Genomic DNA, 25,273 nt, shown 5'->3' on the forward strand with positions numbered 1-25,273 from the left:
CGCGCTGGTCGACCAGGGCGCGGGCGAGGCGGGAGAGCCCCACGGGGTCGGCCGTCCCCACGACGACGACCTCGTCGGCGCACTCCAGGCTCCCCAGGGTGAGCTGGTTGCGTGAGGGGCGCGTGCCGTAGTCCCGCCCCGGGTCGTCCTCGAGGCTGAACCCGGTGTCGACCACGACCTGGCCGTGCTCGCGGGCCGTCTCCAGGACGAGCTCGATCGCTCCGGGACGCAGCTCGACCCACCGGTCGGCCCGGGGCAGCCCCGTCACGACCGACAAGTGGGCGTCGACGCCGCGCTGCACGGAGAAGAAGCGCTCCGCCAGGTCGCCGGCGGTGGCCAGCCGACCGGCAGCCAGCAGCCCGGAGACCTCGTCCATGATGCCGAGCTGCTGCGCGACCGTCCCGCCGTAGGGGTCGGCATCGACGAGGATCGTGCGGTGGCGGCGCCGGGCCAGCTCGGCGGCGATCGCGGCTGCCACGGTGGTGCGTCCGGGAGCACCGGCCGGGCCCCACACCGCGACCACCCGAGCGCCCGCGGTGGGCGCACCGGCGACCGCGGCCATGTCCACGGCGGTGTCCACGTCGGGGTCGACCGGCGTCGCCTCGTCGGGAGCCGCGGGCACCTCCGGGGTGGTCACCACGACGGGCAGGGCCGCGAGGTCGGTGTCGGCGACGAGGGCCACGATGCCGATCCGAGAGGCTCTCAGACGGCCGGCCTCCCACGAGTCGGCGCCCACCACCGCCACCGGCCGGACGCCGTGGGCGCGCAGGTGGTCGACGGCTGCGACATCGAGGCCCGGGGCGTCGAGTCCCACCACGGCGACCTCCGCCTGGCCCGCCGACGCCGACGCCAGCAGGTCGTCCACGTCGACGCAGCGCTTGAGGACGACGATGTCGCGGTGCGTCCCGAGCTGGGCGAGCGCCGCCGACTCCCAGCCGGCGCCGGCGGCGACCACCAGGACGACGATCATCAGCCGCGCCGCAGGACGGTGAGCACCGGGCTCTCCAGGGAGTTGAGCAGCTCGAAGAAGGCCTGGGCGTCGGCCTCGGGCACCGCGAGGTCGAGCTGGCGCTCCCCGGAGGTGCCGAAGCTGTCCGCCAAGGGCGGCGCGGCCACCACCGTGACCCCCTCGAGCGCGGCCTCGCCGGGGCCGATCGGCGCGCGAGCACCGGGCTGGGCCGGGCGGGCCACGATCATCACGTCGACGACCGATCCGGCTCCGATGGAGACCGGCACCCGCTCGGCCGCCACCGAGATCGGCACCTGGAGGACGTCGGACTCGGCCGAGGAGCCGACGGCTGCCCGCGGGAGCAGCTCCCCCTCCCCCACGCCGCGCAACAGCTCGAGGTCGGACGGCATCTGCTCGTCGGCGCTGAAGTAGAGGTCGAGGCGCTGGGCGTCGGCGAACCGCACGCGCTGGACCACGAGGTCGTCCTCGGACACCACGTCGCCGGCGCCCATGTCGGCGCTCACGGCCCAGAGCGCCACGGTCTCGTCGGCGGAGGAGAGCAACCGAGCGCCCGCCACGACCGAGACGGCGACGATCGCGATGCCGATCCACAGCCGAGGGTCTCGCCAGCCCGGCGTTGACGCGCGCACAGCGGAGGGCGGCGCCACCGCGCCCGGGCTCCCGAGATTCCTGGCCACGAGGACATCATGCAATCTCGGGGCGCTCCGGTCACGTGCTCCTCCACAGCAGTCGGCGGCGCCTTGTGGAGGATGGGGCAGGAGGTGCGACGATGGGCCCATGGCCGCCACGCCCCGCTTCCTCACGCTCGCCGACGTCGCCGAGGTGCTCAACACGTCGAGCGCCCAGGTCTACGCGCTCGTGCGCCGCGGCGACCTGCCCGCCATCAAGATCGGCGGCCGCGGCCAGTGGCGTGTCGAGGCGAGCATGCTGGAGGACTACATCGCCCGGATGTACAAGCAGGCCGAGGACTTCGTGGCCCAGCACCCCTTCGTCGACGCCGAGACCACCGACTGACGTCAGCCGGTCTCGCCGTCGAGCGTGATGTCGGTCGTGCGCTCGTCGCCGCCGCGCAGGTAGGTGAACTCGATCGTCTGGCCCGGCTGGCGGGTGCGGATCGACACGATCAGCGCGATGCCGTCGGTAATGCGCTCACCCTCGACCGCCACCACGACGTCGCCCTTCTCGAGACCCGCGTCCTGCGCCGGGCTGTCCTCGAGCACCTTGGAGATCTCGGCGCCCGTGCCGTCGCGCACCCCGGTCTGCACCTGGGCGCCGATGACCGGATAGCTGGACTCGCCGGTCTTGAGGATCTGGTCGGCGGTCACGACAACCTGCTCGACCGGGATCGCGAAGCCGACCCCGATGTTGCCGGCCTCGCCGCTGAAGGTGCCTCCACCCGTGGTCGCGATGGCCGAGTTGACCCCGACGACCTGGCCGCGGAGGTCGACGAGCGGCCCGCCGGAGTTGCCCGGGTTGATGGCCGCGTCGGTCTGCACCGCGTTGATGTACGACGACTGGTCGCTGGACTCCCCCGTGGTGACCGGGCGGTTGAGCGAGCTGACGATCCCGGACGTCACCGTGGAGCTGAGCCCCAGCGGGGAGCCGATGGCCACCACGCCGTCACCCACTCGCAGCCGCTTGGAGGCGCCCAGCGAGGCGGGCTTCAGCCCGGTCGCGTCCTCGGCGTAGAGCACGGCCAGGTCGTAGACCGGGCTGCGGCCCACGACCGTCGCCTCGTAACGGTTGCCGTCCTGGTCCACGATCTCGATCAGGCCGTCGTCCTCGGCGGCCGACTCGACGACGTGGTTGTTGGTCACGATGTGGCCCTGACGGTCGAGCACGAAGCCGGAGCCCGTGGCCCCGCCGTCCTGGCCATCGAGGGCTGCGGAGATCTGCACGGTGCTGGGCAGCACCTCCTGCGCGACCTTGACGACCGATCCGGCCGCGTCGCCGGTGAGCGGCGGGAGCGAGACGGTGTCGACGTCGGCGAGACCACCCGGCGTGGTGCCCGGGGTGTCGGTGCGCAGCTCGTCGTAGGCGACGCTGCCGGCAACCCCGCCGATCACGCCGACCACGAGAGCCACGGAGGCCACCAGCGGCCAGATCCAGCCGCTGACCCGCGGGCGGGCCGGGGCACGGTGGGCGGGCTCGGCCGGCATCGGCTGCGTGCCCGGCGGCGGGAAGCCGGCCCAGGGCGCCGGGGCCGGGATGGCCGGCGGCGGGGACGGCGGCAGCCACGAGGGCGAGACCTGCGGAGCCGGTTGCCCGGGCGCGCCCGCCTGACCCGCCTGGCCCGGCTGGCCCGGCTGCTCCGGCTGTGCAGCGATGGGCTGGGTGGTCTCGCGGTCGTCGGCGTCGTCCGAGTAGGACGGCTGGTCGGGCTCGTTCACCCGACCATCATCCCCCGCGGGTGGGCACGGGCGTCAGGGCAGGTCGCGACGCGTGGCCCCGCCGAGCGGCGAGGGGGCCGGGGTGGTCACCGACGTGACCGGCGTGCGACGGTCGAGCGACGGCGCGTCCGCGGGTGCGGCCCCGAGGGCCAGGACGCCCATGACCGCGGCTCCGACCGCTCCGCCCCCCAGAGCGGCGAGACCGACGGTGCGCCGCGAGCGGTGCGGGTCCTCGCGGACCAACGAGAGGTAGAGCGCACCGGGGGTGACCCCCAGCAGGGACCCCTTGAGGTGCTCGGGGGCCGAGTCGGCGCGTTGTTGCATGCCGGCCAGGCGCGTCTTGACCCATCCCTCGTGCTCGACGAGGTCGCGGCACTGGTGACAGGTGTGGACGTGGGCCCAGGCGCGCTCGGTCTCCTCGGCAGAGAGCTGCCCGTCGAGGAGGGCGGAGATGCGCGGGCCGAGGTGCCCGATCACGAGGCGCTCCACGCCGCAGCCGGGTCGGGAGCGGGACCGGAGTAGCGGGCCCTCCCGTCGGCGGGAGCGCGGTGCGACAGGGCGGTGCGGAGCATGGCGCGACCGCGGTGGATGCGGGAGCGGACGGTGCCGAGCTTGGCATCGAGGATGCCGGCGATCTCCTCGTAGGTCAGGCCCTCGACGTCGCAGAGCACGACCGCGGCGCGGAAGTCGGGAGGCAGCGTGGCCAGGGCCCGCTCGATGTCGTCGTCGAAGCGCTGGTCGGCGTAGGCGACATCCGGGGCGGGCGAGGAGCTGGTGAGCCGGTCGGCACGCTCGTCGGAGAGGGCGTCGAAGCGGATCCGCTGCTTGCGGCGGGCCTGGTCGAGGAAGAGGTTGGTGGTGATGCGGTGCAGCCAGCCCTCGAAGGTGCCGGGGGTGTAGGTCGACAGCGAGCGGAAGACCCGCACGAAGACCTCCTGGGTGAGGTCCTCGGCGTCGTGGCGGTTGCCGGTCAGCCGGTAGGCGAGGCGGTAGACGCGGTCGGAGTGCTGCTCGACGATCTCGTCCCACGAGGGGACGCCGTGCGTCGTCTCCTGCATGGTTGCTCCCGGGTCGGTGTCCTGCGGCTCTCGTCGCCTGGTGAGTCTCACGCTAGAGGTCCTGTCTGAAGGTTCCCTGTGAACGGCCCTGCTCCCCTCCCAACGGTCGGCGCGCAGGCGGTGTTCCCGCGACTGGGGCCCTGCTGGCGATACGGTGTGGCCTGCTCCATCTTTCGCATCCAGGAGGCTGCCATCACTACCCCGCTCACGCCCGCGAGTTGGTCCTACGCGGAGGCCTTCGTGCCCGAGGACGACGTCCTCGCCGCCGCCCGTGCGCGTGCCGAGGAGGTCGGCGTCACGCCGATCAGCCCCGGCGGGGGTGCGGCCCTGCGCTTCCTGGCCTCGGCCATCGACGCCCGCGCCGTGGTCGAGATCGGCACCGGCACCGGCGTCTCGGGGCTGTGGCTGATGCGCGGCATGCGCTCCGACGGCGTGCTGACCACGGTCGACATCGAGGCCGAGCACCAGCGCCTGGCCAAGGAGTCGTTCCTCGAGGCCGGCTTCCCCAACCAGCGGGTCCGCACGATCGCCGGCTCCGCGCTCGACGTCCTGCCGCGCCTGACCGACGGCCACTACGACCTGGTCTTCTGCGACGGCGACAAGGCCGAGTACGCCGCCTACCTCACCGAGGCGCTGCGGCTGCTGCGCCCCGGCGGCGTGGTGGTCTTCGACAACGCACTGTGGCACGACCGGGTCGCGGACCCGGCGCGCCGCGACGAGGAGACCGTCACGATCCGCGACCTCGGCAAGGCCGTGGCCGAGCACGAGTCGTTGGTCTCGGTCCTGCTGCCCGTCGGCGACGGGCTGCTGGTCGCCAAGAAGGAGTGGCTCGCCGAGACCGACTGACCCCCAGCGGGGTCAGCCGCTCACGGCGAGCCGTCAGCGGATGCCGGCGAGCGGGTCCTCGGACCCGAGCCAGGCCAGCAGTGCCCGGGCGCCGAAGCCCGTGGGGCCCTTGCTCCACTCGTAGCGGTCATCGGGCGAGTCGCCCGCGGACGCCACGTCGAGGTGGGCCCACGGGGTCGAGCCGACGAAGTGCTGGAGGAACAGCGCCGCGGTGATGGCGCCGGCGCCTCCTGCCGCGTTGTCGGCGTCGGCGATCTTGGAGGCGAGCTTGTCCTCGTAGCCGGCGTAGAGCGGGAAGCGCCACAGCGGCTCCCCCGCCTGCTCCGCGGCGTCGAAGAGCACCGTCGCCAGCGCGTCGTCGTTGGCGAAGTAGCCGCCGGTGTGCTGGCCGAGCGCGACCTTCATGGCGCCGGTCAGGGTGGCGACGTCGACGATCACGTCGGGCTCGATCTCGGCGACCGCGTAGGCGAGCGCGTCGGCCATGACCAGACGCCCCTCGGCGTCGGTGTTGGTGACCTCGCTCGTGCGACCGCCGTAGTGACGGATCACGTCACCGGGGCGCAGGGAGTTGCCGGAGACGGCGTTCTCGGCGGCCGGGACCAGTCCGACCACGCGCACGGGGCAGGCGACGTCGGCGAGCGCGGCCATGGCGGCCATCACGACGGCACCGCCGGTCATGTCGCGCTTCATCGTCGACATGGCCTCACCGGGCTTGATCGAGAGACCACCGGTGTCGAAGGTGATGCCCTTGCCGACCAGCACCACCGTCTTGGTCTTCCGACCGGCCTTGGCCGGGGTGTAGTCGAGGCGGATGAGCCGCGGCGGCGTGGCCGAGGCCTTGCCGACCCCGACGATGCCGCCGAAGCCGCCGTCGGCGAGCTCCTGCTCGTCCCAGACCCGAAAGCCGAGGCCCGCCTCGGCGGCGAGCTCGGCAGCCTGGTCGGCCAGCCACTGAGGGTTCTTGAGGTTGGACGGCACGGTGGCGAGCATGCGGGCGCGCCACCCGGCGCCGCCGGCCGCGATCGCACGCCCGAGGACCGCCTTCTGCTCCGCGCTGTCGGCCAGGTCGGCGAGCACCACGTGAGGCACCGGCACGGACGCGGGCGGTGTGGAGCGCCAGTGGAAGCCGAACGAGCCGAGCATCATCCCGACGACGAAGGCACTCAGGCCCTCGTCGGGGTCGAGCGCGGGGATGGTGGTGGCCACGGCGGTGCGGTCGTGGACCGCGCGCGCCAGGGTCGCGCCGGCTCGACGGAAGTCGGTCGGCGTCTGCTGCCCGACCCCGACCAGGAGGACGAGCCTCAGACCCGAGTTGTCGGGCGCCCCCAGCGGCACGGGGACGCTGTGGACCTCGCCGACCGCGCCGGTGGCGCGGCTGACCTCGAGGACCCCGAGCAGGTCCAGGTCGAGAGCCTCGCCGAGCTCGACTGCACCGGGTCCGAGCAGCACCGAGCCGCCGTCGTCGGCCGGGAGGACCGGCACGGCGACGACGTCGACCCCGAGGATGGCGTGGGGCCGGAGCCCGCTGATCGCGAACTCCGGCGGTGAGACCTGGCTGGGCAGGATGGGGATGGTGGGCGTGCGGGTCACCCGACGACGTTCTGGAGGGCCTCGGCGAGCGAGCCGGCTTCCTCGGCGTTGAGCTCTACGACCAGCCGGCCCCCACCCTCGAGCGGGACGCGCATCACGATGCCGCGCCCTTCCTTGGTGACCTCCAGCGGACCGTCGCCCGTCCGCGGCTTCATTGCCGCCATGCGGCACCTCTTCCTGTTCCCGATCGAAGCACGCAGGTGACCTGCCGCTCTCTGCCTGATGACGCTGAGGTCCATTATCCCCTATGGAGCGAGTGATCGGGACCACAGCCCTGGCAGACTCGCCGCCATGCACGCGCGGTCGGCACTCTTCGACCTCTACGGCGACCACCTCGGGGCCCGCGACGGCCAGGCCCCGGTCGCCGCCCTGGTGCGCCTGCTCGACCCCGTCGGCATCGCCGCTCCCGCGGTCCGCACCGCGATCTCGCGGATGGTCACGCAGGGCTGGCTGGAGCCGATCACCCTCGACGGCGCCCGCGGCTACCGCGCCACCGAGCAGGCCACCAGGCGCCTGGCCATCGCTGCGGACCGGGTCTATCGCCGCACCGCGCGCGCGTGGGACGGCACCTGGCAGCTGGTGCTCGTCGAGGTCCTGTCGGGCCGGGCGGCACGCGGCCGCCTCACCGCCGACCTCACGTTCCTGGGCTATGCCGAGCTGACCGACCGGGTGTGGGTCAGTCCCTTCCCGCGCAGCGAGCTCGCCGCGGTCCTCGCGCGCGCCGGCGCCACGGCGCGAACTGCCCGAGCGCTCGACCTCGACCCGTCGCCCACCTCGGCCTGGGACCTCGACGCCCTGCGAGCGGCGTACGACGAGTGGCTGGGCGGTGCGCCCGACCTGCTGCGGCGCCACCTGGGGGCGCACGCCGATCCCGACAAGGCGGCCTTCGCCGCACGCTTCCACCTGGTGCACGGCTGGCGGAAGTTCCTCTTCGCCGACCCGGGACTGCCCGACGAGCTGCTGCCCGACGACTGGCCGGGTCGCGAGGCCGCCGAGCTGTTCGCGCGCGAGGCCGAGCGGCTCAAGGCGGCGTCCGACCGCTTCGTGGTCCGCTGCCTCTCCGGGTGACGCGGGTGCCAGACTGCCCCCATGACTGATGCTCCCGTGCTCCTGGACGTCACCGACGGCGTCGCCACCATCACGCTCAACCGTCCCGACGCGATGAACAGCCTCGACGTCGCGACCAAGGTGCTGCTGCGCGAGATCGTGCAGACCGTCGCCGACGACCCGGCCGCGCGCTGCGTGGTGCTCACCGGCACCGGGCGGGCCTTCTGCACCGGCCAGGACCTCAAGGAGCACATCGGCCTGCTCCACAACGGGGGCAGCGAGCAGCTGTTCAACACGGTGGACGAGCACTACAACCCGATCGTCACCGCGCTGGCCGGCATGGCCAAGCCCGTCATCGCCGCGGTCAACGGCGTCGCTGCGGGTGCCGGCGCCAGCCTGGCCTTCGCGTGCGACCTGCGGATCGTGGCCGACACGGCGGGCTTCAACCTCGCCTTCGCCAACGTCGCGCTGTCGTGCGACACCGGCGCCAGCTATCACCTGCCCCAGCTGGTCGGTCACGCCAAGGCCATCGAGCTGCTCTACTTCCCCCGCACGATCAAGGCCGACGAGTCGCTGGCGCTGGGCCTGGCGACGAAGGTCGTGCCGGCCGACGAGCTCGCGACCGAGGTCTCGGCACTGGCAGCGAAGCTGGCCGCGGGGCCGACGGTGGCGCTGGGCGCGATGCGCCGCTCGGTGGCCTACGCGTCGGGCCACACGTTCGTGGAGGCGCTGGAGTTCGAGAGCTCGATGATGCAGCTCTCCGGCGCGACCGACGACCACGGTGCGGCCGTCGCGGCGTTCGTCGCCAAGGAGAAGCCAGTCTTCGAGGGCCGCTAGTCCTCGCACGACCAGCCGTCAGCGGCGCGCGGGCTCCAGGCTCTGGGGTCCGCGATAGGCACCGAAGACCGACAGCACCTGGTCGGGCGCGACCTTGGTCATGCGCTTGCGCGAGGGGCTGGCGCCGTACTCCACGGTCAGAGCGTTGCCCTTGAAGGTGTGGTTGAACCAGCCGGTCATGGTGCCGTGGCAGACCCCGCCGCAGTCGAGCGTGCGACGCGGCAGGCGGAGCTTGCGCGCCACCAGCCGGGCGAAGGCCGGGCGCTTGGTGGCGGTGTCGACGCCCAACAGGGGCTGGTGGAAGCTCAGCACCCGCTCGGGCCTGACGTCCTTGAGGAACGCCATCATCGCGCGGGTCTCGGGCTCCGAGGCCGGACCGGGGCCGGACTCGTAGTTGCCGTCGAGGTCGGTCCAGCCGTGGGGGTAGTTGCGGTTGAGGTCGACGCCGCGCGCGTTCTTGCGGCTGCCGCGCGCCAGGCCGTCGGGGTTGTAGGTCGGCACCACCCACACGTCGATCCCGTGCACGGGTGCGCCGTCGCGCAGGGTCTCCAGGATGCGCCGGGTGTGGGGCTCGTTGCCGTGCATCGTCGAAATCAGCACGACGGTCTCGACGTCCGGGGCGTCCGGCTCACCGAGGTGCCACGCGACGATCGGGCGGCCACGCACGGACCGGCCGATCACGCGCTTCTCGATCACCGCCGGGCGCGAGGCGGCCTGCGGTGCCGCGCTCGCGAGGCTGGGGCCGGCGGCCGTCGTGGGCGCGGCAGGAAGGGCGGCTGCCGCGAGAGCGGCGGTGAGGAGGAGCGACCCGAGAAGGCGCACGTCAGACCACGCTGGTGAGGTAGGCCCAGGTGAAGACCCCGACCCCGACGAGCATGCCGACGTGGGCGAGCACCGACAGCCCGGGGCCGTCGGACCAGGTGTCCTCGGTGCCAGTGGCGGCGTGCTTGCCCCTGCTGGGCAGCCACCGCACCAGGATCAGCAGGCCGGCGACGACCACGACCCACCACAGGGCGAGGGCGAGGATCCCGACGACGCCGGCGGTGTTGTCGCTCATCGAGCCACCGCCGACCAGGAAGACCAGCCACACCACGAGCGCCGTGGCACCGCTGCCGGTGTGGACGTTGAGCAGGAGCCGCCCGACGTGGACGCGTCCCGCTGCACCGTCGTCGCGACCGAGGCGCAGGCGCGTCAGGACGATGACCAGCGCCGCCAGGGCGGTCAGGACGTAGACGATGACCTCGGTCGACACGGTCGGCAGTGTGCCCTACGGGGCGGGGTCGCCGCCACGAGCCTCGCGGGCGGGGGCGTCAGCGGTCTGCTCGCGCTCGGCGGCCAGCCGGTCGAGCAGCGCGTCGACCTCGGACATCCGGTAGCCACGGAAGGCCAGCGAGAACCGCACGCGGCGCAGGTCCTCGCTGCCGAGCGGCCCCTCGCGCGACGCCAGCGTCGGCGGACGGTCGTCGCCCGCCGGCTGGAGCGGGGTGCCGCGGCCGGCGGCGACCATCGCGACCCCGCCCATCGCGAGCACGATCAGGATGGCGAAGACCCACATCACGACGGGGGCCTGGCCTCGACCATGATCCGCACGGCCTCCTCGACGTCGTCGGTGAGGACGAGCCGGTCGAGGTCGGCCTGGGAGATCTTGCCGTCGGCGAGCACGGTGTCGCGCAGCCAGTCGAGCAGGCCCGACCAGTAGTCAACGCCGATCAGCACGACCGGGAAGGCGGTGATCTTCTGCGTCTGCGCCAGGGTCAGCGCCTCGAACATCTCGTCGAGGGTGCCGAGCCCACCGGGCAGCACGATGAAGCCCTGGGAGTACTTGACGAACATCGTCTTGCGGGCGAAGAAGTAGCGGAAGTTGACCCCGACGTCGACCCACTCGTTGAGACCGGTCTCGAAGGGCAGCTCGATGCCGAGACCCACGCTGACGCCCCCGGCCTCGCAGGCTCCCTTGTTGGCGGCCTCCATCGCACCCGGTCCGCCACCGGTCATGACGGCGAAGCCCTCCTCGACGAGACGGCGGCCGACGACCTCCGCGACGGCGTACGACGGGTGGTCGGCGGCGGTGCGCGCGGAGCCGAAGACGCCGATCGCCGGCCCGAGCTCGGCCAGGGCGCCGAAGCCCTCCACGAACTCGGCCTGGATGCGCAGCACCCGCCAAGGATCGGTGTGCACCCAGTCGCTGGGGCCGCGGGAGTCGAGGAGGCGCTGGTCGGTGGTGGTGCCGTCGACCTGGTCACGGCGCTGCATGACGGGGCCCTTCATCTTGGACTTCACGAGGCTCCTCCCAGCCACTCGGTCAGCACTCGCTCGCAGCTGCGGATCTGCTCGACGGGCACGAACTCCTCCTGCTTGTGCGCCAGCATCGGGTCGCCGGGGCCGAAGTTGACCGCGGGCACGCCGAGCGCGGTGAAGCGGGCGACGTCGGTCCAGCCGAACTTCGGGTTGACCTCACCGCCCACCGCCTCGATGAACGCCTTGGCGGCCGGCCGGTCGAGACCGGGCAGCGCACCGGGCGCCATGTCGGTCAGCGTGACCTCGAAGCCGTCGAAGAAGTCGCGGACGAACGCCTCGGCCTCGTCCTCGGAGCGGTCGGGGGCGAAGCGGAAGTTGACCTCGACCACGCACTCGTCGGGCAGCACGTTGCCCGCGACGCCGCCGCGGACGAAGACCGCATTGAGCCCCTCGTGGTACTCCAGCCCGTCGATCACGGGTCGCCGCGCCTCGTAGGTGTTGAGGCGGGCGAGGATCTCCGCGGCCTTGTGGATCGCGTTGACGCCCTTCCAGCTGCGCGCGGAGTGGGCCCGCTCGCCCGTCGTGCGCACGTCCACGCGGAGCGTGCCCTGGCAGCCCGCCTCGACGACGCCGTTGGACGGCTCCATCAGGATCGCGAAGTCGGCGGTCATCAGCTCGGGGTCGCTCTGGCTGAGGTGGTGCAGGCCGTTGAACTCGGTGTCGATCTCCTCGCCCTCGTAGAGGATGAAGGTCAGGTCGCGGTCGGGCCGGGTGATGGTCTGGGCGAGCCGCAGGATGACCGCGTCGCCGCCCTTCATGTCGCAGGTGCCGAGGCCGTGCAGCAGTCCGGTCTCCTCGTCGAGACGGCTCGGGAGGTTGTCGTTGAGCGGCACGGTGTCGAGGTGGCCCGCGATCACCACCCGCTCGGCCAGGCCGAGCTCGGTGCGCGCGATGACCGTGTTGCCGCGGCGGAGGACGGTGAGGTGCTCGAGCGGCGTCAGCGCGGCCTCCACCGCGTCGGCGATGGCCTGCTCGTTGCGGCTCACCGACTCGATGTCGACGAGCTGCTGGGTGAGGGTGACGGCGTCAGTAGTGAGGTCGAGGTGCACGGCGCCAGTCAACCAGCCGAGGGTGACCGGCCGGCGTCACGCATCCCCCCGTCACACCGCACTTCCCCAGAACTGAAACACGTTCTATATTTCGACACACTCGCTTCGCTCGCTGCTCAATAACCGGAAGACCACCATGCGCAACGGCCTCGTCCTCTTCACCTCCGACCGCGGGATCACCCCCGCCGAGCTGGCCGTGGCCGCGGAGGAGCGTGGGTTCGACACGATCTACGTGCCCGAGCACACCCACATCCCCGTACGCCGGGACGCGGCGCACCCGACCGGTGGTGAGACGCTGCCCGACGACCGCTACACCCGCACGCTCGACCCGTGGATCTCGCTGGCCACCTGCGCGGCGGTCACCTCCAGGATCCGGCTGTCGACCGCGGTCGCGCTGCCGGTCGAGTCCGACCCGATCACGCTGGCCAAGCAGATCGCCACGCTCGACCACCTCTCCGGCGGTCGCGTCACGATCGGGGCCGGCTTCGGGTGGAACACCGACGAGCTCGAGGACCACCACGTGCCGCCGGCCAAGCGCCGCACGGTCCTGCGTGAGTACGTCGAGGCGATGCGGTCTCTCTGGACCGAGGAGGAGGCGTCCTACGCCGGTGAGTTCGTCAGCTTCGGCAAGTCGTGGGCCTACCCCAAGCCCGTGCAGGCCCACATCCCGCTCGTCATCGGCGCCGGCGGCGGGCCCAAGACCTTCGCGTGGATCGCGCGCACGGCCGACGGCTGGATGACGACCCCGGTCGAGAAGGACATCACCGGCAAGGCCGACGCCCTGCGGGAGGCATGGGCCGCGGCCGGACGTGAGGGAGCACCCGACATCCACGTCCTGATCGCGATGCGCCCCTCCCCCGAGGACCTCGCGTCCTGGGCCGAGGCGGGCGCGACCGACCTGATCTGGGGCGTGCCGGACAAATCGCGCGACGAGGTCATGGTCTACCTCGACAAGCTCACCGCGCGACTCGGCCTCGGCTGAAGGTCAGGCCTTCGCCACCACCACGGTCGCCTTCTCGCCGTCACCGACCGGCACGTCGGTGCCTGCGGCCTCGCCGAGCACGTCGTACGACGTCGCCAGGGTCTCGCTGGTGATCAGCTGCTCGTGCGTGCGAGCGGCCTGCTGGACGAGCGTCGAGCCGGCGACGGTCAGCGCGATGCGGTCGGACACGTCGAGACCGGCGTCGCGACGGGCCTGCTGGATCGCGCGGACCAGGTCGCGCGCGAGGCCCTCCGCGGCGAGCTCGGGCGTCACGGCGGTGTCGAGCACGACGAAGCCACCCCCGGGCAGCACGCCCGTGGCGGTGTCGGCGTCGGCCGAGCCGGCGACGGTCTCGAGGGCGAACTCCCCCTCGACCAGCGCCAGCCCACCCGCGGTCACGGTGCCGTCCTCGGCCACGGACCAGTCGCCCGTCTTCGAGCCCTTGATCGCGAGCTGCACGTCCTTGCCGAGGCGGGGACCGGCAGCGCGGGCGTTGACGGTCAGCTTCTGCTCGACGCCGTAGGACGCCGCCTCGTCGGAGTCGGCGGCCAGCAGGCGCACGCTCTTGACGTTGACCTCGTCGGCGACGATCGACTCGAAACCGGCCAGCGCGGCCGGGTCGTCCACGACGACGGTCAGCGTCGAGAGCGGCAGCCGGTTGCGCAGGCTGCCCGCCTTGCGCAGCGCCGACGTCGCCGAGCAGACCTCGCGCACCTGGTCCATCGCCGCCACGAGGGCGTCGTCGGCCGGCAGGTCACCGGCGAGCGGCCAGTCGGTGAGGTGCACCGAGCGACCTCCGGTGAGGCCGCGCCAGACCTCCTCGGTCGTCAGCGGCATCAGCGGCGCGGTCGTGCGGCAGACGACCTCGAGCACGGTGTAGAGGGTGTCGAAGGCGTCGGTGTTGTCGCCCCAGAAGCGGTCGCGCGAGCGCCGGATGTACCAGTTGGTGAGCACGTCGAGGAAGGACCGCGTGGTGTCGCAGGCGTCGGCGACGGCGTAGTCGTCGAGCTGCACGGTCATCGTCTGGACGTATTGACGGCACTTGGCCAGCAGGTAGCGGTCGAGCGGGTCCTGCGAGGCCGTCGACCACTGGGCGTCGTGGCCCTCCCCGTTGCGGGCGGCGTTGGCGTAGAGCTGGAAGAAGTACCAGCTGTTCCACAGCGGGATCATCACCTGGCGCACCGAGTCGCGGATGCCCTGCTCGGTCACGACGAGGTTGCCGCCGCGCAGGATCGGGCTCGACATGAGGAACCAGCGCATCGCGTCGGCCCCGTCGCGGTCGAAGACCTCGGAGACATCGGGGTAGTTGCGCAGCGACTTGCTCATCTTGTTGCCGTCGGAGCCGAGCACGATGCCGTGGCTGATGCAGGACTTGAACGCCGGCTTGTCGAAGATCGCGGTCGCCAGGACGTGCAGCGTGTAGAACCAGCCGCGGGTCTGGCCGATGTACTCCACGATGAAGTCGCCGGGGAAGTGCCCCTTCTTCTCCGCCGAGCCGTCGAACCACTCGGCGTTCTCGAAGGGGTAGTGCGCCTGGGCGAAGCTCATCGACCCCGAGTCGAACCACACGTCGAGCACGTCGGTGACGCGCCGCATCGTCGACTGCCCCTCCTCCGGTGTGCGCGGGTCGTCGGGGTTGGGGCGCGTGAGGTCGTCGACGTACGGCCTGTGCAGGTCGGGGACGCCGTCACCCTTGCCGGGCAGGCGACCGAAGTCGCGCTCGATCTCCTCGAAGCTGCCGTAGACGTCGACGCGCGGGTAGGCCGGGTCGTCGCTCTTCCACACCGGCACCGGGGAGCCCCAGAAGCGGTTGCGCGTGATCGACCAGTCGCGGGCGTTCTCCAGCCACTTGCCGAACTGGCCGTCCTGGATGTGGTCGGGGACCCAGCGGATCTCCTGGTTGAGCTCGAGCATCCGCTGCTTGACCGCGGTCACCTCGACGAACCACGACGAGACGCCCTTGTAGATCAGGGGCTCGCGGCAGCGCCAGCAGTGCGGGTAGGAGTGGTCGTAGGTCTCGCGGCGCAGCAGCACCGTGCCGGGCGTGACCGAGCCGGTCTCCCCCTCGCCCCTCGTGGTGTTTCGGAGGTGCTCGATGACCTGCAGGTTGGCGTCGAAGACCTGGACGCCCTCGTAGTCGGTGACCGGGTGCGTGAAGCGCCCGTCCTTGCCGACCGGCATGACGGCCTCGATGCCCTCGCGGTCGGTGACGACCTTGTCGTCCTCACCGAAGGCGCCGGCGGTGTGCACCAGCCCGGTGCCGTCCGTGGTCGTGACGAACTCCGCCGCCACGACACGGAACGCGTTCTCGTGGCCGAGGTAGTAGGAGAACGGCGGGGTGTAGGTGAGCCCGACGAGGTCGGCGCCGACACCGCGCCACGTCACCTCGGGCTCGTCCCCGAGCTCACGGGCGTACGACGCCAGCCGGGCCTCGGCGAGCAGGTAACGCGTGCCGTCGTGGTCGACCACGACGTAGTCGATGTCGTCGCCGACCATCACGGCGAGGTTGGACGGCAGGGTCCACGGGGTCGTCGTCCAGACGAGGAGCTTCACGCCCTTCAGGCTCTGCCCGTTGACGGGGGCCTCGGTCGTGACGTCGTAGCCCACGGTGACGGCAGGGTCCTGACGGTTCTGGTAGACGTCGTCGTCCATGCGCAGCTCGTGGTTGGACAGCGGCGTCTCGTCGTTCCAGCAGTAGGGCAGCACGCGGAAGCCCTCGTAGACGAGGCCCTTGTCGTGCAGCTGCTTGAAGGCCCAGATGACCGACTCCATGTAGTCGGGGTTCATCGTGCGGTAGTCGTGGTCGAAGTCGACCCAGCGCGCCTGACGGGTGACGTAGTCGCGCCACTCGCCGGTGTACTTCATGACCGACTCGCGGCAGGCCTCGTTGAACTTGTCGATGCCCATCTCGACGATCTCGTCGGTGGTCTTGATGCCGTTGAGGCGCATCGCCTCGAGCTCGGCGGGCAGGCCGTGGGTGTCCCAGCCGAAGCGGCGCTCGACCTTGCGTCCGCGCATCGTCTGGTAGCGCGGGATCAGGTCCTTGACGTAGCCGGTCAGCAGGTGGCCGTAGTGCGGCAGCCCGTTGGCGAACGGCGGCCCGTCGTAGAACACGAACTCGTTGGCCGCGTCGTCACCGGCGTCGCGCTGGTCGATGCTCGCCTGGAAGGTGCCGTCCTGCTCCCAGAAGGCCAGCACGCGCTCCTCGATCTCCGGGAAGCGGGGGCTCGAGGGGACGGCGTCGTCGCCGGTCTTGGGGTAGGTCATCTGCGGGGCTCCTGCGCTCGTCGGGTCTGGCTCGACGAGGACGACTGGGGAGCCGCGGTACCACCTCGATTGCCGCCCCAGGTGCAGAGCGACCACTCGTTCACGGCTGTGACGGGCCTACCCGTCCGGTTCTACTGAGTCGCGACTGGTCGTTGGTCGAGCCTGTCGAGACCGTTCTTCCGGAGGCTCACCGCTGATGACGGCTCAGACGCCTTGTTCCTAGCGTACGGCGGTCCGCGGCGGCCGCGCGAATCAGTTGCCGTCGTCGAGGGTCGCCCGCCAGGCGAGCACCTGCTCCGCGACCTGCTCGGGCGTCAGGTCGGTGTTGTCGAGGCGCAGGTGGGCGAAGTCGCGCAGCACGGCGTCGGCGGGGGTGGTCGGGTCGTCGGGGTCGGTGTTGAGCCGCTGGGTGGCGTCGGCCTCGCGCACGTGCGCGTCGGACCAGACCAGGTCGGCCTTGGTGGGCTTGGCCGCGACCCGGTCGGGCTGGACGTTGCGGACCAGCCGCGTCTCCAGCCCGGCGTAGAGCTCGACGAACGTGACCCGCAGCCCGCGGTCGACGTACGGCGCGAGGTAGCTGCGCACGGTGTCGGCGTCGGCCGGCTCGTCGACCGGCCAGACGAAGGTGAGGACCAGCCGGACGCCGTGCTCGGCGGCCGCCTCGATGACGCGGATGCGCAGGTCGTCCTTGAGCGCGGCGAAGGCCGGGCTGCCGAAGCCGAAGACGTCGGCGAGCGGCTCGATCACGTGGTGGTTGTGGAAGAGCCGGAAGTCGCTCGCCGCGCAGATCGCCCGCCCCACGGTCATCTTGCCGACGGCGGGTGGGCCGATGACGACCATCAGCTCGCCGGGGCGCTGCAGCTCGAAGACGGGGCGGGGGCTCACGCGTCCATGCTGCACCACCCGCGCCAGTCCATTCCCTGCCCGCCTTTCGCTGCCCGCCTGTGCCTGCACGCCTTTGCCTGCCCTTGAGGTCGGGTTGGTGCCGGCTTAGCCGCTCCTGGTCGAGATTGAGGTCATCACCGGCACCACCGTCCCTCCCCTCACCACGACCCCAGGAGAACCCCATGTCGCACCGCCGCTCCACGTTTGCCACCGCCCTGCTTGCCGGCCCGCTCGCCCTCGCGCTCGTCGCCTGCGGCGGCGACTCGGACACGGAGGACGACAACGACACCGACATCAGCAGCGGGCTCGGCACGAGCACGACGCAGACCCCGGCCGCTCCTTCCGGCGACGCAGCCACGCGTGGCGACCTGCTCGCGGCAGCACGGACTGCGCTGGCGGCCGTCGACGGCTCCGCCCTCTTCTCGATCGACGACGAGACCTCCGGCTGGGAGGTCACCGTGGTGTCGGCCGACGGGGTGGAGAACGACGTGACCGTCTCGCTCGACGGCAGCGCGGTCACCCGCGGCCCGGTCGTCGACACCGATGACGCCGACGACCGCGACGACGAGGCCCAGGACGTGGCCGAGCGTCAGCAGCTGCTCAGCGACGCGCGGGTCGACCACGTCGCCGCGATCGAGGCTGCCCAGGGCGCCGTACCGGACGGCACCGTGACCGGCGCCGACCTCGACCTCGAGCGGGGCACCGCGACGTGGGAGGTCCAGCTCGACGAGGACACCGCTGCGGAGCAGACCGTGACCGTCGACGCCGTCACCGGCGAGGTCCTGCGCACCGAGCGCGACGACTGAGGTCTGCGGCCACGCCCTAGAGTGAGGTCCCGTGACTGAGACTCCCTCCGCAGCCTGGGGCCACGGCCTCGCCACCCTCGACGCGTCCGGCGCGGTGCTCGACGTCTGGTTCCCGTCCCCGGCCCTCGGGACCGCGGTCGGCGCTGAGGCTCCGGCCGAGCTCACCGCCCTGGAGGGCGACGACGAGGCCCGCGGCGTACGCCGTGAGGTCCGCCTCGTCGAGATCGCCGACCTCGCCGCGGCTCCCGCGAGCACCGAGGACGTCTGGCTGCGCCTGCACCTGCTGTCGTCGCGCCTGGCCGTGCCGCACACCATCTCGATGGACGGTGTCTTCGGGCTGCTCACCAACGTCGTGTGGACCTCTGCGGGGCCGTGCGCCGTCGAGGGCTTCGAGCTGACGCGGGCACGGATGCGCGCGAGCGGCGCCCACGTCACCGTCTTCGGGGTCGACAAGTTCCCCCGGATGGTCGACTACGTGGTGCCGACCGGGGTGCGCATCGCGGACGCCGACCGTGTGCGCCTCGGCGCCCACCTCGCTGCCGGGACGACCGTGATGCACGAGGGCTTCGTCAACTTCAACGCCGGCACGCTCGGCGCCTCCATGGTCGAGGGCCGGATCTCCGCCGGCGTCCTGGTCGGCGACGGCTCCGACATCGGCGGCGGCGCCTCGATCATGGGCACCCTCTCGGGCGGCGGCAAGACCGTCATCTCGATCGGGGAGCGGTGCCTGCTCGGCGCCAACGCCGGGATCGGGATCTCGCTCGGCGACGACTGCGTGGTCGAGGCCGGCTGCTACGTCACCGCGGGCACCAAGGTCACCATGGCCGACCGCGACGGCAAGCCCAAGGTCGTCAAGGCCAGCGAGCTGTCCGGCGCCAGCAACGTGCTCTTCCGTCGCAACTCGGTCTCCGGCGCGATCGAGGCCGTGCCGTGGAAGGGCGACGGCATCGCCCTCAACGAGGCGCTGCACGCCAACTGACGCGACTTCCCCGGCACTCCCGTCACGTCCTCCACAGGCGTCACGGAGGGGGTTTCCAGGGGAGCGCGAGCGTGGGTACGGTCGTGGTGTCGCGCCTTCGGGTTCGGGCGCGGGAGTCTCGGGAAGGGCCTGCCCCATGAGTCGCATCGTTCGTGCTGGCGTCGCCGTCGTCCTCGGCGCGCTCCTCGTCGGCTGCTCCGACGATCCGCGGCCCCGGATGGCGCCGCCGTCTGCGTCGCCGACGGTCGTCGAGTCACCGACGAACACACCGACGATCGAAGAGTCGGCGCCGCCTCTCCCCAGCGCGGCGACCGCCCGTGACGCCAGCGGAGCCAAAGCCTTCGTCACCCACTTCTGGGACGTCGCCAACTACGCGCAGGCCACGGGCGATACCAAGTCCCTTGCCGCACTTGGAGCCGAGACCTGTGAGGGCTGCCACGGCGCAGTGGACTTTCTCAACGACCTCTATCGAGCGGGTGGGTCGATCGAGGGTGGCGAGTACACCATCGGCCCCATCACAGCAGATCGACTCGCGGTTGAAGGTCAGGATGTGACGGTCTTCCGCTGCATGTTCGAGACGTCCAACACCAAGCAGGTCATTCGCCAACCTGGCAGGGACGACCGAGTACTTCCGGCATCAACAGTCGCCGCGACCTTCACGCTCAGCTATCAAGCCGACAGGTGGCAGGTCGACGTGTGGGACGTCACCGCCTCATGAGCATCGCGGCCCGCTTCCTCGTGCTGCTCGCCCTCGGCTGCGGGCTCGTCCTCCTCCGACCAACCGCCGCCCAAGCGTGCGAGGGAGACTCCTCCGGCAACGTCACGTCCGGCGCCGTCGGTGGAGCTATCCAGGTCAGTGCATCCTCCGGCTCATCGTCCTCATGTGGCACCACCGGCACTAGCGAGGTCAGCGTGTCCGGCACCTGGCACAGCGAGCCCGTGTGCGAGTTCGGAGGCTCCGCGACCTGCACGGAGATCGCTCTGTGCGACGACGGAACACCCATGGTCTACACCTGGTTCGAGACCGACGCCGGCGCGCATCTGTCGGGCTCCAATGTCTGCCCAACGACTGGGTCGACACCGGCAGCAGTCGTGACGGCAGACCTGGTGGCTCGAGCCCTGCGCCGCATCCCCCTGCCGGCCAGCGAGCTGGTCGTGCAGCCACCCAACGGCCGGACGCTGGTGAACTTCGCGACGAACTTCTACACCGACACCGAGACCTTCACCCGCACCATCACCCTGCTCGGCCAACGGGTCGACCTGCGCATCACCCCCGCCAAGTACGACTGGCGCTTCGGCGACGGCCACACCGCCTCCACCACCACTCCCGGAGCGGCCTACCCCGACCTCCAGGTCACCCACGACTACCTCACCGCCGGCACCGTCGCCCCCGCCGTCGACACCACCTACACCGCCGACTTCCGCGTCAACGGCAGCCCCTGGCGCCCCGTGCCCGGCACCGTCACTATCCCCGGCGCGGCAGTGCCCCTCGAGGTCGTCGAAGCCACCCCGACACTGGTGGGCTACCGCTGACAGTGCGGTGGATCGCACGCGCCAGCACGTGCGATCAACCGCACTGTTCCCCGCCGCCCCCTCAGCTCGCACCCCCGGCCACCTGCCCCTCACTCCCGCCGGGTGAACGAGACCTTCCGGCCCGGGTGGTGCGTCATCTCGTAGGACGGATGGTGCGCCAGGTGATGGTGTCGCGAGCACAGCAGCCGACCATCGTCGACCGAGGTCCCGCCGCCCCGTGACCAGGGCGTGTCGTGATGCGCCTCGCACCACGCCGGGGGTCGGTCGCACCCGATGGCGGTGCACCCGCGGTCCCGCGCAGCCAGCGCGAGGCGCTGGGTCTCGGAGTGCAGGCGGCGCTTGCGCCCGACGTCGAGGACCTGTGACTCCCCGCCGAGCACGACCGGGATGACACCTGCCCTGCAGGCGAGCTGGCGGGCCAGCCCGGGGCTGATCAGCGTGCCGGTGTCGAGCTGGGCTGCCCTCAGGCCACCCATCAACGTCTCGTGGCTCATGGTGACGACGACCGTGGCCGGGACGCCCCCGGAGTCGGGGACCCGGTCGGTCGGAAAGCGCTCGATGAACTCCCCGAAGGCCTTCCCCATGCCCTCGGGTGTCGCACCCAGGCCGCCGTGTCGAGGTGAGGCCAGAGCCTGCAGGACCTTGCGCATCAGGTCGGCCTTCCACGTGGGCAACGTGAACCGACCATGCGTCCGGCCGTGCCCGTCGTCCGACATGGTCAACCTCTGCGCCGCCTCCGCCGCGTGCTCCTCGGCGTCGAGCTCCTTCGCGAGCTGCGCCTCGCCGACCTCGGGGGCCACGACGTCCAGCACCCGCTTGCCCAGGATCCGCAGCGCCTTCGCGTCGTGGTGCGCGGCCTCCGCGAGCAGGTGCGCCCGCGCCTGGTCCACCACCGCCGACTCGACCTCCGCGGGCAGGGCGTCGACCGCCTCCACGATGACCCGGGCCTGGTCCGGTCGCAGGTCACCCGCGACCAGGCCCTCCTCGACGCGTGCGTGCCGCTCGTCGACGGCCACCGCGTGCTTGACCATCCGGTGCGCCTGGGCGCCGGTCATCCGGGTCTCGTGAGCCAACCAGGCGGCGATCGACGTCGCGCCCACCGCATCGGCAGCGCCGATCCGGTGCGCATGAGCGGTGACCTTGACCTCCATCCCCGTCAGGCGGGACTGGATCCTGGTGAGCGCGAGCAGCGCAGCACGTGTCTCCTGCCCCGACAGCGACCACGCCGGCGCCTGCCCCACCGAGGCCAGGTCGGCCTCGAGGCGTGCGAGCACGGCACTGATCGGGTGGTCCCGATCGAGGTGCTGCCCGCTCCTGGTCATGCCTCCATCCCAGCAGGGACCACCGACACCGAACCCCCCAGAACGGGGTCGAAATGCCCATATTGGGGAAACTGCCCAAAGAATCTTTCGCGCTGATCGGGAGCCCCTGCGAGAGCTGGCCAGTCGATCAGACCGACGTGACCGAGCCTCCTCAGCCAACGTTCAGCACCGGTCTGGACAATGGACCCATGCGAAAGGGAGCGGGCACCGCGATCATCGGCGCCGCGGCGGTGGCCGTGGTCGCCGCGGTGGGCTATGGCGTGCTCACGGGCACCGGCCCCCTGAGCCCGGCCTCCGACGAGTGCACCGCGACCGTCGACGGGCACAGCGTCGACCTCACGCTCGAGCAGGCGGAGAACGCCGCCCTCATCACCGCCATCTCGATCCGTCGGGGCCTGCCGGCGCGGGCGGCGTCGATCGCCTTGGCGACGGCCTACCAGGAGTCCGACCTCTACAACATCGACTACGGCGACCGCGACTCGCTCGGCCTCTTCCAGCAGCGCCCCTCCCAGGGCTGGGGCAGCGAGGAGCAGGTGCTCGACCCGGTCTATGCGACCAACGCGTTCTACGACGCGCTCGCCGAGGTGGACGGCTACGAAGGCCTCGAGATCACGGTGGCCGCGCAGGAGGTGCAGCGCTCGGGCTTCCCGGATGCCTACGCCGACCACGAGCTCGACGCGCGCACGATCGCCTCGGCCCTGACCGGCAACTCCCCCGAGGCGTTCAGCTGCGAGATCGACGACGACGCGGACGCGGCCGACGCCGCGCTGCTCGAGTCCGGTCTGACCGAGCGCGCCGACGTCGTACGACGCGAGGCGCTCGGGATTTTCGGCGACCTGGCGCTCGGTGGTTTCGCGCCCGGTGGTGTGAGCAGCGGCCACATCGAGGGATCGGCGCACTACGAGGGCCGCGCGGTCGACATCTTCTTCCGCCCGATCAACGCCGACAGCAAGAAGAGCGGCTGGGCGGTCGCGCACTACCTGATGGCGCAGGCAGACCGGCTCGACATCAAGACCCTCATCTTCGACGACCGGATCTGGACGGCGAGCAGGAGCGACCAGGGCTGGCGTGACTACGACGCCCCCGATCGCGCGGGTGACCGACAGATCCTGGAGCACCGCGACCACGTGCACGTGGACGTCTTCGACTAGACCGCTCAGGCCAGGCGCGCGACCGCGGCGGCCACCCGCTCGTCGGTGGCGGTGAAGGCGACGCGGACGTGCCGCGAGCCGGCCGTGCCGTAGAACGAGCCGGGCGCCACGAGGATCCCCCGCTCCGCCAGCCACGAGACCGTCGACCAGCAGTCCTCGTCGCGGGTCGCCCAGAGATAGAGCGAGGCCTCCGAGTGCTCGATGCGGAACCCCGCGCCCTCCAGGGCCGTGCGCAGCGAGACCCGGCGAGCGGCGTACGTCGCGTGCTGGACGGCGACGTGCTCGTCGTCGTCGAGCGCCGCGATCATCGCGCGCTGCTGGGGGCCGGGCATCTGCAGGCCGAGGTTCTTGCGTACGGCGAGCAGCTCGCCGACGAGCGCCGGGTCACCGGCGACGAAGGCGCAGCGGTAGCCCGCGAGGTTGGAGCGCTTGGAGAGCGAGTGGACCGAGAGGATGCCCTCGTGCGAGCCACCCGACACCGAGGGGTGGAGCACGGAGACGGGCGATGCCTCCCACGCGCACTCGAGGTAGCACTCGTCGGAGACCAGGATCGTGCCGCGCTCGCGGCACCAGTCGACGACCTTCTTGAGGTGCTCGACCGGCAGCACCCGACCGCTGGGGTTGGACGGCGAGTTGAGCCAGAGCAGCGCCGGGGTCTCGGGACCGAGCGAGGTCAGCGAGTCGGTGGCCACGGCGCGGGCGCCGACCAACGCCGCGCCGACCTCGTAGGTCGGGTAGGCCAGTGCGGGGTAGGCGATGAGGTCTCCGGCGCCGATGCCCAGGTGGCCGGCCATGGAGCCGATCAGCTCCTTGGAGCCGATCACCGGCAGCACGCCGTCGAGCCCGAGGCCCGTGACGCCGTGACGTCGGGCCAGCCAGTCGATGGCGGCCTGACGGGTCTCGACCAGGCCGATCGTGAGCGGGTAGCCCGGAGAGTCGGCCGCCGCCCGCAGCGCGTCCTGGACGACGGCGGGGGTGGGGTCGACGGGAGTGCCGACCGAGAGGTCAACGATGCCGTCAGCGTGCTCGCGCGCCTGCGCGGCGTACGACGTCAGGTGGTCCCAGGGGAAGTCCGGGAGCCTCGAGGAGACCGTCGTCCGGACTCCCCGGGTCACTCGTCGTGCTCTTGCGGCTCGAGCGCGGCGACGATCGGGTGGTCCTTGTCGATCTCACCCATCTTGGCCGCGCCACCGGGCGAGCCGAGGTCCTCGAAGAACCCGACGTTGGCGGTGTAGTAGTCCTTCCACTGCTCCGGCACGTCGTCCTCGTAGAAGATCGCCTCGACGGGGCAGACCGGCTCGCACGCACCGCAGTCGACGCACTCGTCGGGGTGGATGTAGAGCATCCGCTTGCCCTCGTAGATGCAGTCGACAGGACACTCGTCGACGCACGCGCGGTCCTTGAGGTCGACGCACGGCTGGGAGATGACGTAGGTCACCGGGTCCTCCTGAGGACAGTAGATCGGGGCAATCCCTGAGAGCAGGCTCAGCCTAGTATCACCGCGTGCCCGGAGTGCAGGAACCCCACCATGTGGGCGATGTCGGGGTCGGCCAGCACCGTCTGGGACCCCACGTCGTCGGCCAGCGCGTCGTCGTACGACGAGTCGTCCGCGGCGAGACGGGTCCCACCGGCGGTCCGGCGCTGACCGACCTGCTCGGCACCTGTGTCGCGTGGGGGGACGGGGTGTGCGTCGTCCAGCCGGCGGTGGGCGCCCCGGTGGCGATCGCGATCAGCGACATCGTGTCGGGCAAGCCGGTGCCGCAACGGCCCTCCGTGCGCGACCGCGTGCCGGCCCACGACGCCCAGGTGCTCGGCTTCGCGCTCTTCGCCGACCTCGAGACCGAGCCGCTCGGCGACTGGGTCCTGCGCCGCTCCCCCACCGCGACCGCGCGCAGGGCCAACTCCGTGCTCGCGTTCGGTCCGTCGGGACTCCCCGACGACGAGACCTACGACCGGGTCGTCGCCTTCTACGACAGCAACGACCAGCGGCCCATCGCGGCCGTGCTGCCCGGCTCGGCCGAGTGCGCGCTCTTCGAGGAGCGCGGCTGGGTCCCCGAGAGCACCGACGCCGACACCGTCTTCCAGGTCACCTCCGTGTCGCTGGCCGCGCGCGCCCTGCGTGGCGCGGCCGCGGTTGACCTCGAGGTGCGTCTCGAGGAGGTCGGCGACCAGACGGTCGCCCGCGTCGTGGACGCTGACCGTGACGTGTCGGTCGCCAGCGGCGTGGCCGCCTTCGGCCGCGACTGGGTCGGCTTCCGCAGCA

Annotated in this window: 28 protein-coding genes; 11 read left to right on the forward strand and 17 right to left on the reverse strand. The window is 71.7% G+C overall.

Annotated elements, in window-relative coordinates; genetic code table 11:
• Nucleotides 1-970 (reverse strand): hypothetical protein (locus AAG827_RS17610; RefSeq protein WP_341927498.1); only part of this gene is annotated, 970 nt, incomplete at its 3' end.
• Complete coding sequence (locus AAG827_RS17615; RefSeq protein ID WP_341927499.1) at nt 970-1,647, reverse strand: hypothetical protein; 678 nt, start codon at nt 1,645-1,647, stop codon at nt 970-972. The genes AAG827_RS17615 and AAG827_RS17610, both read right to left, overlap by 1 nt.
• Before the next feature lie 100 nt (nt 1,648-1,747).
• Here AAG827_RS17615 and AAG827_RS17620 point away from each other — a divergent pair, with 100 nt between their 5' ends.
• Nucleotides 1,748-1,984: a helix-turn-helix domain-containing protein gene (locus AAG827_RS17620; protein WP_309646995.1), complete on the forward strand. Its 237-nt coding sequence runs from the start codon at nt 1,748-1,750 to the stop codon at nt 1,982-1,984.
• Nucleotides 1,985-1,986: 2 nt separating this feature from the next.
• Here the strand turns inward: AAG827_RS17620 and AAG827_RS17625 are convergent, their stop codons facing one another.
• Genes AAG827_RS17625 through sigE form a run of 3 tightly spaced genes read right to left on the reverse strand, consistent with a single transcriptional unit; the run spans nt 1,987 to nt 4,535 of the window.
• A complete protein-coding gene (locus AAG827_RS17625) occupies nt 1,987-3,360 on the reverse strand; it encodes a trypsin-like peptidase domain-containing protein (RefSeq protein WP_341927501.1) in 1,374 nt (457 codons plus the stop codon).
• 33 nt (nt 3,361-3,393) lie between these two features.
• Nucleotides 3,394-3,849 (reverse strand): zf-HC2 domain-containing protein, encoded by a 456-nt coding sequence (locus AAG827_RS17630; RefSeq protein ID WP_341927502.1) that lies wholly within the window; start codon nt 3,847-3,849, stop codon nt 3,394-3,396.
• Complete coding sequence (sigE, locus tag AAG827_RS17635) at nt 3,834-4,535, reverse strand: RNA polymerase sigma factor SigE (RefSeq protein ID WP_341927528.1); 702 nt, start codon at nt 4,533-4,535, stop codon at nt 3,834-3,836. Before sigE ends, AAG827_RS17630 begins: the two co-directional genes overlap by 16 nt.
• A gap of 123 nt (nt 4,536-4,658) precedes the next feature.
• On the opposite strand from sigE, the gene AAG827_RS17640 reads away from it, so the two are divergent.
• On the forward strand, nt 4,659-5,264 hold the full coding sequence (locus tag AAG827_RS17640; RefSeq protein ID WP_309646992.1) for an O-methyltransferase: 606 nt from the start codon (nt 4,659-4,661) through the stop codon (nt 5,262-5,264).
• A gap of 33 nt (nt 5,265-5,297) precedes the next feature.
• Here the strand turns inward: AAG827_RS17640 and AAG827_RS17645 are convergent, their stop codons facing one another.
• Both AAG827_RS17645 and AAG827_RS17650 read right to left on the reverse strand, forming a co-directional pair.
• Nucleotides 5,298-6,854 carry a leucyl aminopeptidase gene (locus AAG827_RS17645; protein WP_341927503.1) on the reverse strand — a complete coding sequence of 519 codons (1,557 nt, stop codon included), beginning with the start codon at nt 6,852-6,854 and terminating at the stop codon, nt 5,298-5,300.
• Nucleotides 6,851-7,018, reverse strand: a complete 168-nt coding sequence (locus tag AAG827_RS17650; RefSeq protein ID WP_091115820.1) for a DUF3117 domain-containing protein — start codon at nt 7,016-7,018, stop codon at nt 6,851-6,853. The genes AAG827_RS17645 and AAG827_RS17650 overlap by 4 nt, the downstream gene beginning before the upstream one ends.
• A gap of 127 nt (nt 7,019-7,145) precedes the next feature.
• Here AAG827_RS17650 and AAG827_RS17655 point away from each other — a divergent pair, with 127 nt between their 5' ends.
• Complete coding sequence (locus tag AAG827_RS17655; RefSeq protein ID WP_341927504.1) at nt 7,146-7,922, forward strand: PaaX family transcriptional regulator C-terminal domain-containing protein; 777 nt, start codon at nt 7,146-7,148, stop codon at nt 7,920-7,922.
• Nucleotides 7,923-7,943: 21 nt separating this feature from the next.
• A complete protein-coding gene (locus AAG827_RS17660) occupies nt 7,944-8,738 on the forward strand; it encodes an enoyl-CoA hydratase-related protein (RefSeq protein ID WP_341927506.1) in 795 nt (264 codons plus the stop codon).
• An 18-nt stretch (nt 8,739-8,756) separates the two neighbouring features.
• Here the strand turns inward: AAG827_RS17660 and AAG827_RS17665 are convergent, their stop codons facing one another.
• Genes AAG827_RS17665 through dapE form a run of 5 tightly spaced genes read right to left on the reverse strand, consistent with a single transcriptional unit; the run spans nt 8,757 to nt 12,085 of the window.
• Nucleotides 8,757-9,560 (reverse strand): M14 family zinc carboxypeptidase, encoded by an 804-nt coding sequence (locus AAG827_RS17665; protein ID WP_341927507.1) that lies wholly within the window; start codon nt 9,558-9,560, stop codon nt 8,757-8,759.
• A 1-nt stretch (nt 9,561) separates the two neighbouring features.
• The gene (locus tag AAG827_RS17670) at nt 9,562-9,990 is read right to left on the reverse strand and encodes a hypothetical protein (protein ID WP_341927508.1); all 429 of its coding nucleotides are present in this window, start codon (nt 9,988-9,990) and stop codon (nt 9,562-9,564) included.
• A 15-nt stretch (nt 9,991-10,005) separates the two neighbouring features.
• Entirely contained in the window at nt 10,006-10,293 is a 288-nt protein-coding gene (locus AAG827_RS17675; protein WP_341927529.1) for a DivIVA domain-containing protein, read from the reverse strand.
• Entirely contained in the window at nt 10,293-11,006 is a 714-nt protein-coding gene (locus tag AAG827_RS17680; protein ID WP_341927530.1) for a TIGR00730 family Rossman fold protein, read from the reverse strand. The genes AAG827_RS17675 and AAG827_RS17680 overlap by 1 nt, the downstream gene beginning before the upstream one ends.
• 8 nt (nt 11,007-11,014) lie before the next feature.
• On the reverse strand, nt 11,015-12,085 hold the full coding sequence (dapE, locus tag AAG827_RS17685; protein ID WP_341927510.1) for a succinyl-diaminopimelate desuccinylase: 1,071 nt from the start codon (nt 12,083-12,085) through the stop codon (nt 11,015-11,017).
• Nucleotides 12,086-12,221: 136 nt separating this feature from the next.
• Between dapE and AAG827_RS17690 the strand changes: the two genes are divergently transcribed.
• Nucleotides 12,222-13,067 (forward strand): LLM class F420-dependent oxidoreductase, encoded by an 846-nt coding sequence (locus tag AAG827_RS17690; RefSeq protein ID WP_341927512.1) that lies wholly within the window; start codon nt 12,222-12,224, stop codon nt 13,065-13,067.
• Between the two features lie 3 nt (nt 13,068-13,070).
• Here the strand turns inward: AAG827_RS17690 and ileS are convergent, their stop codons facing one another.
• Both ileS and AAG827_RS17700 read right to left on the reverse strand, forming a co-directional pair.
• Nucleotides 13,071-16,334 carry an isoleucine--tRNA ligase gene (gene ileS / locus AAG827_RS17695; RefSeq protein ID WP_341927514.1) on the reverse strand — a complete coding sequence of 1,088 codons (3,264 nt, stop codon included), beginning with the start codon at nt 16,332-16,334 and terminating at the stop codon, nt 13,071-13,073.
• Nucleotides 16,335-16,586: 252 nt separating this feature from the next.
• Nucleotides 16,587-17,219 (reverse strand): hypothetical protein, encoded by a 633-nt coding sequence (locus AAG827_RS17700; protein ID WP_341927515.1) that lies wholly within the window; start codon nt 17,217-17,219, stop codon nt 16,587-16,589.
• Nucleotides 17,220-17,401: 182 nt separating this feature from the next.
• Between AAG827_RS17700 and AAG827_RS17705 the strand changes: the two genes are divergently transcribed.
• The 4 genes from AAG827_RS17705 to AAG827_RS17720 all read left to right on the forward strand — a co-directional run bounded on the left by AAG827_RS17705 (nt 17,402) and on the right by AAG827_RS17720 (nt 20,537).
• Nucleotides 17,402-18,025: a PepSY domain-containing protein gene (locus tag AAG827_RS17705; protein WP_341927516.1), complete on the forward strand. Its 624-nt coding sequence runs from the start codon at nt 17,402-17,404 to the stop codon at nt 18,023-18,025.
• A gap of 31 nt (nt 18,026-18,056) precedes the next feature.
• Entirely contained in the window at nt 18,057-19,004 is a 948-nt protein-coding gene (dapD, locus tag AAG827_RS17710) for a 2,3,4,5-tetrahydropyridine-2,6-dicarboxylate N-succinyltransferase (RefSeq protein ID WP_341927517.1), read from the forward strand.
• Nucleotides 19,005-19,140: 136 nt separating this feature from the next.
• Complete coding sequence (locus AAG827_RS17715; RefSeq protein ID WP_341927519.1) at nt 19,141-19,722, forward strand: DUF6318 family protein; 582 nt, start codon at nt 19,141-19,143, stop codon at nt 19,720-19,722.
• 374 nt (nt 19,723-20,096) lie between these two features.
• On the forward strand, nt 20,097-20,537 hold the full coding sequence (locus tag AAG827_RS17720; protein WP_341927520.1) for a hypothetical protein: 441 nt from the start codon (nt 20,097-20,099) through the stop codon (nt 20,535-20,537).
• 89 nt (nt 20,538-20,626) lie between these two features.
• Here the strand turns inward: AAG827_RS17720 and AAG827_RS17725 are convergent, their stop codons facing one another.
• Nucleotides 20,627-21,859, reverse strand: coding sequence for a DUF222 domain-containing protein (locus tag AAG827_RS17725; RefSeq protein ID WP_341927521.1), 1,233 nt, complete (start codon nt 21,857-21,859; stop codon nt 20,627-20,629).
• 188 nt (nt 21,860-22,047) lie between these two features.
• On the opposite strand from AAG827_RS17725, the gene AAG827_RS17730 reads away from it, so the two are divergent.
• Nucleotides 22,048-23,010: a hypothetical protein gene (locus tag AAG827_RS17730; protein ID WP_341927523.1), complete on the forward strand. Its 963-nt coding sequence runs from the start codon at nt 22,048-22,050 to the stop codon at nt 23,008-23,010.
• A 5-nt stretch (nt 23,011-23,015) separates the two neighbouring features.
• On the opposite strand, the gene dapC is transcribed toward AAG827_RS17730, so the two are convergent.
• Both dapC and fdxA read right to left on the reverse strand, forming a co-directional pair.
• Nucleotides 23,016-24,125, reverse strand: coding sequence for a succinyldiaminopimelate transaminase (dapC, locus tag AAG827_RS17735; protein WP_341927524.1), 1,110 nt, complete (start codon nt 24,123-24,125; stop codon nt 23,016-23,018).
• Nucleotides 24,122-24,448 carry a ferredoxin gene (gene fdxA / locus AAG827_RS17740; protein ID WP_341927525.1) on the reverse strand — a complete coding sequence of 109 codons (327 nt, stop codon included), beginning with the start codon at nt 24,446-24,448 and terminating at the stop codon, nt 24,122-24,124. Before fdxA ends, dapC begins: the two co-directional genes overlap by 4 nt.
• A gap of 65 nt (nt 24,449-24,513) precedes the next feature.
• On the opposite strand from fdxA, the gene AAG827_RS17745 reads away from it, so the two are divergent.
• Nucleotides 24,514-25,273 (forward strand): hypothetical protein (locus AAG827_RS17745; RefSeq protein ID WP_341927527.1); only part of this gene is annotated, 760 nt, incomplete at its 3' end.

This window comes from Nocardioides psychrotolerans, from assembly GCF_943371775.1.
GTDB lineage: Bacteria > Actinomycetota > Actinomycetes > Propionibacteriales > Nocardioidaceae > Nocardioides > Nocardioides psychrotolerans_A.